Annotated in this window: 10 protein-coding genes; 4 read left to right on the top strand and 6 right to left on the bottom strand. The window is 62.2% G+C overall.

Features of this window, described 5'->3' with window-relative positions:
* Positions 1-284: 284 nt before the first annotated feature.
* The 6 genes from glnT to ACTRWG_RS21955 all read right to left on the bottom strand — a co-directional run bounded on the left by glnT (position 285) and on the right by ACTRWG_RS21955 (position 6357).
* A complete protein-coding gene (gene glnT, locus ACTRWG_RS21980) occupies positions 285-1616 on the bottom strand; it encodes a type III glutamate--ammonia ligase (RefSeq protein ID WP_027236196.1) in 1332 nt (443 codons plus the stop codon).
* A 76-nt stretch (positions 1617-1692) separates the two neighbouring features.
* Complete coding sequence (locus ACTRWG_RS21975; protein ID WP_027236195.1) at positions 1693-3024, bottom strand: FMN-binding glutamate synthase family protein; 1332 nt, start codon at positions 3022-3024, stop codon at positions 1693-1695.
* Positions 3025-3042: 18 nt separating this feature from the next.
* Positions 3043-3726, bottom strand: coding sequence for a GltB/FmdC/FwdC-like GXGXG domain-containing protein (locus tag ACTRWG_RS21970; RefSeq protein ID WP_027236194.1), 684 nt, complete (start codon positions 3724-3726; stop codon positions 3043-3045).
* Between the two features lies 1 nt (position 3727).
* Entirely contained in the window at positions 3728-4624 is an 897-nt protein-coding gene (locus tag ACTRWG_RS21965; protein WP_027236193.1) for a class II glutamine amidotransferase, read from the bottom strand.
* 132 nt (positions 4625-4756) lie between these two features.
* Positions 4757-4972: a hypothetical protein gene (locus ACTRWG_RS21960; RefSeq protein ID WP_027236192.1), complete on the bottom strand. Its 216-nt coding sequence runs from the start codon at positions 4970-4972 to the stop codon at positions 4757-4759.
* Between the two features lie 11 nt (positions 4973-4983).
* Positions 4984-6357, bottom strand: a complete 1374-nt coding sequence (locus tag ACTRWG_RS21955) for an ammonium transporter (protein WP_027236191.1) — start codon at positions 6355-6357, stop codon at positions 4984-4986.
* A gap of 553 nt (positions 6358-6910) precedes the next feature.
* Here ACTRWG_RS21955 and ACTRWG_RS21950 point away from each other — a divergent pair.
* From ACTRWG_RS21950 to ACTRWG_RS21935, 4 genes are all read left to right on the top strand, one after another.
* Positions 6911-8056, top strand: a complete 1146-nt coding sequence (locus ACTRWG_RS21950) for an aminomethyltransferase family protein (protein WP_027236190.1) — start codon at positions 6911-6913, stop codon at positions 8054-8056.
* Positions 8057-8128: 72 nt separating this feature from the next.
* Positions 8129-8752, top strand: a complete 624-nt coding sequence (locus ACTRWG_RS21945) for a dimethylamine monooxygenase subunit DmmA family protein (protein WP_027236189.1) — start codon at positions 8129-8131, stop codon at positions 8750-8752.
* Complete coding sequence (locus ACTRWG_RS21940; protein WP_027236188.1) at positions 8749-9714, top strand: PDR/VanB family oxidoreductase; 966 nt, start codon at positions 8749-8751, stop codon at positions 9712-9714. The genes ACTRWG_RS21945 and ACTRWG_RS21940 overlap by 4 nt, the downstream gene beginning before the upstream one ends.
* A 9-nt stretch (positions 9715-9723) precedes the next feature.
* On the top strand, positions 9724-10770 hold the full coding sequence (locus tag ACTRWG_RS21935; RefSeq protein WP_027236187.1) for a heme-dependent oxidative N-demethylase family protein: 1047 nt from the start codon (positions 9724-9726) through the stop codon (positions 10768-10770).
* Positions 10771-10940 lie beyond the last annotated feature (170 nt).

Below are 10940 nucleotides of genomic sequence, written 5' to 3'. Positions count from 1 at the left end.
CATCTCCCTGCTGCCATCCGTTCCGGTTCACGCCCCGCGGCAGAAGTTGATTGCGAGGCAAGATATATTCCTATTACTCAATTTATTTTCCTGGGCGTCAACACCTTCCTGAACCGTTTCCCCTGAAAAACAGGAGGTTTCCGGCGGATCTGCCGCCCATCGGAAACAGGCGGAATTTCACCCAGGGTGAAGGCGGCGCATATGCGGCAGGCGCTGCCGCAAATAAAAAGGGCCCGGGCAATGCCCGGGCCGCAGAGGTCCGGCCCGAAGGCCGGACCGGGGAATCAGATGTCGAGCGTGTTGTCTTTCTCCCAGCGGGAGAAGTGATTGACGAAGGAGTTCCACTCCTGCTCTTTCATCTTCAGGTAAGCGGCTGAGAACTCCTCGCCCATCATCGCCTTCAGGCCGTCGTCCTTGTCGTAGAAGCGCAGCGCATCCAGCATGTTGAGCGGCAGCTTCGGCGCGTCGGTGATGGTGTGGCCTTCGGCGTACATGTCGATGTCGTGGCGCGGGCCGGGGTCGGCCTTGGAGCGGATGCCGGAAAGCCCGGCGGCGATAATCACCGCCTGCAGCAGGTAGGGGTTCACGGCCCCGTCCGGCAGACGCAGCTCGAACCGGCCGGGGCCGGGCACGCGCACCATGTGGGTGCGATTGTTGCCGGTCCAGGTGACCGTGTTCGGCGCCCAGGTGGCCCCGGACATGGTGCGCGGCGCGTTGATCCGCTTGTAGGAATTCACCGTCGGGTTGGTGATCGCCGCCAGCGCCGAGGCGTGTTTCATGATGCCGCCCAGGAACCAGCCGCCCTGTTCCGACAGGCCCAGTTCGGCAATCTGGCCCTCTCCCTTTTCGGCGGCAAAGACATTGGTGCGGGCATCCTTGCCCGGCGCATCCCAGACCGAGATATGGGCATGGCAGCCGTTGCCGGTAAGACCCTCGACCGGTTTCGGCATGAAGGTCGCGCGGTAGCCGTGCCTCTCTGCCACCGACTTAGTCATGAACTTGAAAAAGCTGTGCTTGTCGGCGGTCGACAGTGCGTCGTCGAACTCCCAGTTCATCTCGAACTGTCCGTTGGCGTCCTCATGGTCGTTCTGGTAGGGGCCCCAGCCCAATTCCAGCATGTAGTCGCAAATCTCGCGCACCACGTCATAGCGGCGCATCACCGCCTGCTGGTCGTAGCAGGGTTTTTCAGCTGTATCGAAGGGGTCGGAGATCTCCTCCCCGTCCGGCGTCAGCAGAAAGAATTCGGCCTCGATGCCGGTCTTCACGTGCAGACCCTCGTCCGCGGCCTCTTTGATCAGGCGGCGCAGCACGTTGCGCGGCGCCTGGGCCACGTCTTCGCCTTCCATCACGCAGTCCGCCGCCACCCAGGCGACCTCCGGCTTCCACGGCAGCTGGATTACCGAGGACGGATCCGGCACCGCCAGCATGTCCGGATGTGCGGGCGTCAGGTCAAGCCAGGTGGCAAAACCGGCAAAGCCGGCCCCGTCTTCCTGCATGTCCGCGATCGCCTGCGCCGGCACCAGTTTGGCGCGCTGGCCACCGAACAAGTCGGTGAAGGAGATCATGAAGTATTTGACGCCTTTTTCTTGTGCGAAAGCAGCCAGATCTGTCGTCATGGTCCTACTTCCTTTCCCTGTTGAACGTATTTCAGAAATGGGGCGCGGACTATTGCCAGCCGCGCCCCGCCAATCATCAGAACCCTGCTTTGCCCGGGTACCAGTCGGTGCCCGCCAGCGGCACCCGCGCCATCGCGGCCGCCTCCATGGTCAGGGCGCACAGATCCTCGGGCTCGAGGTTGTGCAGATGGTTGTGGCCGCAGGCGCGGGCGATGGTCTGGGCTTCCAGCGTCATCACCTTGAGGTAGTTGCGCAGGCGGCGGCCCGCATCGACCGGATCCAGGCGTTTCATCAGCTCCGGGTCCTGGGTGGTTATGCCGGCCGGGTCGCGGCCCTCGTGCCAGTCGTCATAGGCGCCGGTGGTGGTGCCCAGCTTCTGGTACTCATTCTCCCACTTCGGGTCGTTGTCGCCCAGCGCGACCAGCGCCGCGGTGCCGATGGCCACCGCGTCCGCGCCCAGAGCCATCGCCTTGGCCACGTCCGCGCCGGTGCGAATGCCGCCGGAAACCACCAGCTGCACCTCGCGGTGCACGCCCAGATCCTGCAGCGCCTGCACGGCAGGGCGGATGCAGGCCAGCGTCGGCAGGCCGACGTGTTCGATGAACACGTCCTGGGTGGCGGCTGTGCCGCCCTGCATGCCGTCCAGCACCACAACGTCAGCGCCCGCCTTCACCGCCAGCGCGGTGTCATAATAGGGGCGTGTGCCGCCGACCTTGATGTAGATCGGCACCTGCCAATCAGTGATTTCGCGCAGCTCCAGGATCTTGATTTCCAAATCATCCGGGCCGGTCCAGTCCGGGTGGCGGCAGGCGGAACGCTGGTCGATGCCCTTGGGAAGGGTGCGCATTTCCGCAACCCGGTCGGAGATCTTCTGCCCCAGCAGCATGCCGCCGCCGCCGGGCTTGGCGCCCTGGCCGACCACGACCTCAATCGCGTCCGCCTTGCGCAGATCGTCCGGGTTCATGCCGTAACGGGACGGCAGATACTGATAGACCAGCTTGGAGGAATGACCGCGCTCCTCAGGGGTCATGCCGCCGTCGCCGGTGGTTGTCGACGTGCCCGCAGCGGATGCGCCGCGGCCCAGGGCCTCCTTGGCGGGCCCGGACAGCGCGCCAAAGCTCATGCCGGCGATGGTGATCGGGATATCCAGCTCAATCGGCTTCTTGGCAAAGCGGGTGCCCAGCGTCACCTTTGTTTCGCATTTCTCCCGGTAGCCCTCCAGCGGATAGCGCGAGATCGAAGCGCCAAGGAACAGCAGGTCATCGAAATGCGGCACCTTGCGCTTGGCGCCGCCGCCGCGGATGTCATAGATCCCGGTGGCCGCCGCGCGGCGGATCTCCGCGTTGATCGGGTTGGAGAAAGTCGCCGACTGGATCGGGACCGTACGGGGGATGTTATTGCTATCCATGTTTTTTGATCCCTGTCCTTAGTACGCTTGCGCGTTGTCGACGTCGAAGTTGTAGAGCTGCCGGGCGGAGCCGTAGCGCTTGAACTCCTCCGGCTTGGCATCCGCACCGGCGCGGGCCAGCAGATCCTTGAGGATCTCAATATGTTCCGGGCGCATTTCCTTCTCGACACAGTCGGCGCCAAGGCTCTTGACTTTGCCGCGCACAAAGAACCGCGCCTCATAGCAGCTGTCGCCCAGCGCATCGCCGGCATCGCCCAGCACCACCAGGTTGCCCGCCTGCGCCATAAAGGCGCACATGTGGCCGATGTTGCCGTGCACGACGATGTCGATGCCCTTCATCGAGATGCCGCAGCGCGACGACGCATTGCCCTTGATCACCAAGAGGCCGCCATGACCGGTGGCGCCGGCATACTGGCTGGCGTCGCCTTCGACGATCACGGTGCCGGACATCATGTTTTCCGCCACACCGGGGCCTACAGAGCCCTCCACCTTGACGGTCGCCTGCTGGTTCATGCCGGCGCAATAGTACCCGGTGGAGCCCTTGACGGTGACTTCAATGGGCGAGTTCAGGCCCACGGCAATCGCATGGCTGCCCTTGGGGTTAACGATTTCCCAAGCAGTCTTGTTGGAGCTGCCATTGAGTTCCTGCAGGGCCGAATTCAGACCGCGCAGGCCATTTGCTTCAAGATCATATGTCTGCATCTTAGTGGTTCCAGAAGTAAACGGTTGCGGGTTCGGGCTCCCAAACGCGGGCGTCTTCGATGCCCGGCAGGTTCACCAGCGCGCGGTATTCGGACCCGAACGCCACATACTGGTCGGTCTCCGCCATCACGGCCGGCTTGCAGGCGATCGGGTCGCGGACCACGCCAAAGCCGTCCTTGGTGCCGACCACAAAGGTGAAGAAACCGTCCAGATCCTCCAGGCTGCCTTCCAGCGCCTCGCCCAGGGATGCGCCGTTCTGCATCTTCCAGGTCAGATAGGCCGCGCCCACTTCGGTATCGTTCTGGCTTTCGATCCGCACGCCTTCGCGGCGCAACTTACGGCGCAGCGCGTTGTGGTTGGACAGCGAGCCGTTGTGCACCAGGCACTGGTCGGAGCCAGTGGAGAACGGGTGCGCACCCTCAGTCGTCACGGCGGATTCAGTGGCCATGCGGGTGTGGCCGATGCCGTGGCTGCCGCTCATGCCGCGCACGTCGAAACGCTCGGCAACCTTCTCAGGCAGACCCACCTCCTTGTAGATCTCGATGGTGTCGCCTGCGCTCATGACACGCATGCCGGGGCGCAGCTCGGCCAGCGCGCTGCGGGCCTCCTCTTCCTTGCCCGCGGGCAATTCGAGAACCGCATGAGTGTCGATCACACGGATCGACACATCGGCGCTCAGCGCTTCGGCCAGCGCGCCATCCAGGCCGTCAAAGGCCTCCTCCGGCGTGTCGGACTGAACGGTGAGCTTGGCCCGGCCATCCGCATCCGCGCCATAGATCGCAATGCCCGCGCTGTCCGGACCGCGGTCCGTCATGGTGATGAGCATATCGGTGAGCATATCGCCCAGTTTCGGCTCAAGTGATTTGTCTTTCAGAAAAAGACCGACAATCCCGCACATGGGTGTGCCTCCTGCTTTTCATCTCGAATCAAGGCTAGCAGTTTGCGATCTGCCGTTCAACTCTTATGAAACTTATTTTCCTATGAAGGAAAGAAAAGGCGCGCCAGATGGCGCGCCCCTGATCTGGGAAGCTCAGTACTTCTCAAGCAGATTGTGGATTTTCTCCGTGTCTCCCATCCGCTTGGCCTTCTCCAGATGTTCGCCCTCCCGGACAAACTGGATCCGGTGCCAGGCGATCCAGAAGACCACCCCAAGGACCACCATCAGCCCCTCTGACCCCTGGAACGGATAGACCGCCCCAACCTCTGCCAGATCCACCGCCCAGCTGTCGTAACCGATCGTAGACATTTCAATTCTCCTTATTCAGCTGGAACACCGCCGCCATTCAGCGCAGCCTTGTCGGCGGCAATGATTTCGGCCTTGGCGTCTTCGTAGGCATGGTGTTCGGCGTAATCGAGACCCTGCAGCTCGACCTCTACCGGGATCCGCAGAACGCCCGCGGCGGCTTGCATCTTGGCGATCAGGTAACCGGGCAGCCAGCCCAGCACCCCGAACATGATCACGGCGCCAACGGTCTGACCCACCGGGTTCACGGTGGCGAAGCCTTCATAGGGCGAGCTCGGCGCGCCCCACAGCAGGAAGCCCGCGATGATCAGGCCGACAACGCCGGAATACCCATGCACCGCAACGGCGCCCACCGCATCATCCAGCTTGAACGTGCGCTCCACCCAGTAGTGCAGCTTGTACACGATCACGACACCAACCGCACCGACCAGCATCGCCTGGATCGGGTGATACAGATCGTTGCCCGCGGAAGCGGTGATAATGCCAGCCAGACCGCCGGAGAAGGTCCAGAACGCATCGCCCTTGGACACCACATAGGCCGCCATCAGACCGCCGGACAGCGACATCAGGAAGTTGAAGGTGATCGCAGACAGCGAGGTCGGCGCCAGATAGATGTTGGTGGCCGTCCAGGTGTCGCCAGTCAGCAGCCCGCCAATACCTTCGGGCGAGATCACCGGGATGTTGCAGGCGGCATAGAAGCCCCAGAAACCGGAGTAGATCAGGAAGATCCCGATGGTCAGCATCCAGGGATTATGCGGCGGGATATCGCGCGGGGTGCCATCGGCGGCAAACTTGCCCAGCCGCGGCCCCAGCACCATGATCACACCCAGCGCGTAACCGCCGGCAATCGCGTGGATCACGCCAGACGCATAGGCATCATGATAGCCGAGGTATTTGACCATCCAGCCTTCGGCATGCCAGCCCCAGGCGGCGTCGATGATCCAGAACACCGAACCGATCATCACCGCATGCACCCACAAGGCGGAGGAGCGGATCCGCTCGATGACAGCCCCCGACACGATCGAGGCTGCGGTCCAGGAGAACAGCAGGAACGCCGCCCAGAACACGCCGGTGATCCGGTCGGACAGGTTGGCAGCCATGTTCTGCGACCATGGCAGGTTTGCCGCGCCCGCTTCATGGTTCAGCCCGCCGAAGAACGGGAAACTGGGGAAGGCCCAGTAGATCCACCAGCCGAAAAAGAAGAATGTCACCGTGACCAGCGGAATGATCATGATGTTCTTCATCAATGTGTGCATGTGGTTGCGGTGGCGGCTGGCGCCGACCTCATACATGCAGAACCCCACGTGAATGAGGAACATGAAGACAACCGTCACCCAGTAATAGAACTCGGTGAACACGGTTGTTAGCGCGTTCAGATTTCCATCCAATGTTTTGCCCTCCTGTTGGCAGTTCTCCCGGGCATTTTTGCCTCTTGGGAATATTATTTTCCTTTATTGTGGGTCTCGGTGTGCAAATCTGTCAATAATCATGTGAAAGTTTATTCACTGGCAGGGAATTCTGCTGGCTCCCAGGCACCCTTTCCTGGTTCTCCTACCGCACCTGTTAGCCCTCGCACCCCAACAGCTTAGGGAACCCCGCCATCGCTTGGCTGCCGCACTCCGACGCCCCTGGGAAACGCGGGCAAATCGCACTGGGGACCGGCCCGTTTGCGGCGGAATCACGCGAATCCGCGGCGCTGCAACCTCCCGATTCTCACTCTGGGCGGGTCATCCGGCAGCATCCGCAACCTCAAACCGGCAACCCAAAAGACCATTTCAGGCCAATCCATGCCGCAAAGCCATGCGGAATCGGCATTTTAGGCGAAATCTTTTTCCTGATAGGAATATTCATTGACACAACACCCCCTCTCTTGGCTAACTGGACCAGACCAATGGAACCAAATCAACAATTTTGGTCCGCACCAATAGGGAGAAACGCAAAATGGCCATCATCTGGCGGACTTCAGCACTGGCGCAGCGCCACAAGGAAATCGGCGGCGAGCTGGAAGATTGGAACGGCATGGGAACCGCATGGTTCTATGACCACACCCCTGAACGCGCCAAAGCAGATTACGAGGCGGTCCGCACCAAGGCGGGCCTCATGGACGTATCCGGCCTCAAGAAGGTACACGTAGTGGGTGAGCACGCGGCCCAGGTCATCGACCGGGTCACCACCCGCAACGTCGAAAAGATCATGCCGGGCCGCTCCACCTATGCCTCGATCCTGAACGACCAGGGCAAGTTCGTGGATGACTGCATCATCTACCGCCTGTCGGTGAACAGCTGGATGGTGGTGCACGGCACCGGCACCGGCATGGAGCAGCTGAACACGGTCGCAGCCGGCAAGAACTGCTCCGTGATCTTCGACGACAACCTGCACGACATGTCGCTTCAGGGCCCGGTCGCAGTCGACTTCCTCGCCGAATACGTGCCCGGCATCCGTGATCTGGCCTACTTCGGCATCATCCAGACCAAGCTGTTCGGCTGCCCGGTGATGATCTCGCGCACCGGCTACACCGGCGAGCGCGGTTATGAGATTTTTTGCCAGGCCAAGGACGCGGTGCACCTCTGGGACAGCATCCTGGACAAGGGCGCGGGTCTGGGCATCGTGCCCGTCCAGTTCTCCACCCTCGACCTGCTGCGCACCGAAAGCTACCTGCTGTTCTACCCGGGCGACAACTCCGAAACCTACCCGTTCGACGACGAGACCTGCGGCGACACGCTGTGGGAGTTGGGCCTCGAGTTCACCGTCTCCCCCGGCAAAACCGGCTTCATCGGCGCCGAGAACCACTATGCCGCCGAAGGCAAGGAGCGGTTCAAGATCTACGGCGTCATGCTGGAGGGCAAGATCCCCGCGGATGAAGGCGCGGACCTCCTGCAGAACGGCGAGAAGGTCGGCGTGGTCACCTATGGCATGTATTCCGAGATCAACAATCATAACGTGGGCATCGCGCGGATGCCGGTCGACTGCGCCAAGCCCGGCACCGAGCTGACGGTCCGCAATGGCGACGGCACCGAAATTGCCGCCACCGCCGCAGAGATGCCCTTCTACGACAAGGACAAATCGATCCGCACCGCAAAGGGCTGATCCGGATCCCGGGCGCCCCCATCCCGGGGGCGCCCGCTTTCGTTCACCCGGACTGCAGGAAAAGCGACCCACATGTCTAAGACCCAATTCCCACCTTCGATCAAAAGCCGCCCGGTTTACGGCGAGCTTGAAGCCCGGCCCGGCAGCGGCCACCTGATGATTGCCGACGCCGAAGGCGCCGAGGCGATCCTGGATCTGGCCAAATCCCTCGCAAAATCAGGGGCCAAGGATTTCTGGGCCAAGTCCCACATAATCTACATCCCCAAGGCAACTGGCACCAAATACAGCAGCCAGCTGGAAGAGTTGGGCGCCGGCAAGTTCTATGCCGGCCCCTCTTACGAGGCCGCGCAAAGCCGCATCCGCCGTGCCCTGCAGGATTGCCACATGGGCACGCAGGTGTATCTGAGCGGCACCGAAAGCCTGATGGGCCAGGCCATGGCCGAGGCCACCGCGGCGGGCATCCCGCACACCGCGATCCAGACCGAACACCGCGGTTCAACCGCGCGGCGCATGCAATGCGTGCACTGCAAGGGCATCACTGAGGACGTCACCACCGACCCGTTTGAATGCAGCCACTGCGGCCTCAGCCTGTTCGTGCGCGATCACTACTCGCGCCGCCTCGCCGCCTTCCAGGGCGTGCGGGTGGACGCCGAGGATCCGGGCAACATCCCCGAGAAAGTGGAGCTGTTCAAATGAGTGCTGGCACCGCAAAACTGAATGTCACCGTGGCCGAGGTGAAACCAATCAACGATTTGGTCACGCGTTTCAAATTTGTCCGCACCGGCGGCGGCGGCCTGCCAACCTTCTCGGGCGGCGCGCATACCGTGGTGGAGATGCAGGACGGCGATATCACAAGGCTCAACGCCTATTCGCTGATGTCCGATCCGGCCGACCGCGGCGCCTACATGATCTCGGTGCGCCGCGACGACGAAGGCCGCGGCGGCTCCAAGTTCATGCACAGCCAGGTGAAAGAGGGCATGGAGATGGTGATCTCCAACCCGGTGAACCTGTTTTCGCTGGACTTGCGGGCAGGCAAGCATCTGATGCTGGCCGGCGGCATCGGCATCACGCCGTTCATGGCCCAAATGCATCAGCTGACCATGATGGGCGGCCATTTTGAGCTGCACTACGCGGTCCGCACCGCTTCGCTCGGCACCTACGCGGAAGAGCTGAAGGCCAAATACCCCGGCAAGGTCCACATCTACCACGACGACCAGGGGGAGGCGATCGACCTCAAGACTCTGCTCGCCACCCAGCCGCTGGGCACCCATGTCTATGTCTGCGGCCCCAAAGGCATGATCAACTGGGTGCATTCCACCGCCGGGGAGATGGGCTGGCCGCGCGAAGCCGTGCATTCCGAGGAGTTCCTGGCCCCCGCTTCCGGCAAGCCGTTCGAGGTAAAATGCGCTGTGTCGAACAAGGTGGTTCAGGTCGGCGAGCATCAATCGCTGCTGGAAGCGCTGGAAGCAGCCGGCATCGACGCCCCTTACCTCTGCCGCGGCGGCGCCTGCGGCCAGTGCGAGACCAATGTCATCGGCTACGACGGCAAGTTCCTGCATTACGATCACTGGCTGACCGATGAGCAAAAGGCCAGCGGCAAGCATATCATGCCCTGCGTCTCGCGCTTTGAAGGCAAGACCCTGGTCCTGGATCGCTGAGGAAAGAAAATGACAATCCAATTCAACGACGAAACCTTCTACGGCGACTTCACCTTCAAGAACTCGGACTGGGCAGTCAAACGCTTCCCGTTCCCGTTCCACGAGGACAGCTACATGTACTCGGTGAACATGGAGCCGCATAAGTCCTACCGGCCCGGTTCGGTGTTTGAGCGCACCTTCGACGTGGACGAGCATTACGTCTCGGAAATGAAGGACCGTGCCCGCGTGCTGGCAAACGATCCGCTGCGCTGCCAGTCGCTGCCGCACATGACGCTGGCCGGCTGGGACCTGCTGGAACTGATCATGGAGGCCAAGGCGTCCGAATACCCGGACCTGTTCGAACTGCACAAGGACGGCAACCGCTGGCGCTGGATCAACAAGCCGCTGGGCATCGACGACACCTTCACTTTCCTGGACGAAAGCACCCTGCCTTACGGGCCGATGGAATACATCACCCGCCAGACCCAGGGCGACTTTGCGGTGCTGGACCAGCGCGACGACAACCTGTGGATGGATGCCGGCATGGTCACTACCCAGGCTGACTGGTCGCTGGATTTCGACATCGGGATGAACTTCTTTGAATGGCACGCGCCAGTGCCAAAGGCGCATGAGATGGGCATCTTCGTGCGAGCGCTGAAATTCCTGCTGAATATCCAGCAGGGCCAGCCGGCCCGTCGCCTGAACTGGACGATGACGGTCAACCCGCTGTTGGACACCAGTCCTGAGAACTACCACAAATGGGGCGTGATGAAGCAGGGGCTGACGATGGACAACATCGGCGAAAAGCAGCACCTGCGGGTCGAGCTTCAGACCTTCTTCCGCCTGCCCCGCTCCAACGCGCTGGCCTTCCCGATCCGCTGCTACCTGATCAGCTTCAACGATCTGGTGACGGTGCCGAAATGGGGCCGCCGCCTGCACCGGGTGATCCGCGACCTGCCGGAGGAGCTGGCGACCTATAAGGGCTTCATCGACAACCGCCCGCTGATGGTAGAGTGGCTCTCGCAGTATGACGACGGAAGCCCCACCTCGGACGGTATCTGGCCCGACGACGAGTGATCCCGAGCGGACCCTGGCGGGCCGTCCCTACCACCCCTGTCACTAAGGCCCGCCTCACTGACTGCCGCTGCCTCTGGCTCCGGCAGTTTCTTTTTTCTGCAGAGGGAGAACGCAGCCCTCCCGCCCCCGCCTCAGACGGCAGGCTGCGCCTGCCCCCTGCGCGGCGTTGG

The sequence above is a fragment of the Leisingera sp. G5_S3_59_S7 genome (assembly GCF_054968485.1).
Note: the sequence above shows the minus strand (reverse complement) of the source record. Positions and strands in the feature narration are given on the sequence as shown.

What these genes read in the sequence shown, in the direction of transcription:
- ACTRWG_RS21975 (WP_027236195.1), bottom strand. Translation starts at nt 3,024, where the DNA reads ATGGATAGCAATAACATCCCCCGTACGGTCCCGATCCAGTCGGCGACT.
- ACTRWG_RS21960 (WP_027236192.1), bottom strand. Translation starts at nt 4,972, where the DNA reads ATGTCTACGATCGGTTACGACAGCTGGGCGGTGGATCTGGCAGAGGTT.
- ACTRWG_RS21945 (WP_027236189.1), top strand. Translation starts at nt 8,129, where the DNA reads ATGTCTAAGACCCAATTCCCACCTTCGATCAAAAGCCGCCCGGTTTAC.
- ACTRWG_RS21950 (WP_027236190.1), top strand. Translation starts at nt 6,911, where the DNA reads ATGGCCATCATCTGGCGGACTTCAGCACTGGCGCAGCGCCACAAGGAA.
- glnT (WP_027236196.1), bottom strand. Translation starts at nt 1,616, where the DNA reads ATGACGACAGATCTGGCTGCTTTCGCACAAGAAAAAGGCGTCAAATAC.
- ACTRWG_RS21965 (WP_027236193.1), bottom strand. Translation starts at nt 4,624, where the DNA reads ATGTGCGGGATTGTCGGTCTTTTTCTGAAAGACAAATCACTTGAGCCG.
- ACTRWG_RS21970 (WP_027236194.1), bottom strand. Translation starts at nt 3,726, where the DNA reads ATGCAGACATATGATCTTGAAGCAAATGGCCTGCGCGGTCTGAATTCG.
- ACTRWG_RS21935 (WP_027236187.1), top strand. Translation starts at nt 9,724, where the DNA reads ATGACAATCCAATTCAACGACGAAACCTTCTACGGCGACTTCACCTTC.
- ACTRWG_RS21940 (WP_027236188.1), top strand. Translation starts at nt 8,749, where the DNA reads ATGAGTGCTGGCACCGCAAAACTGAATGTCACCGTGGCCGAGGTGAAA.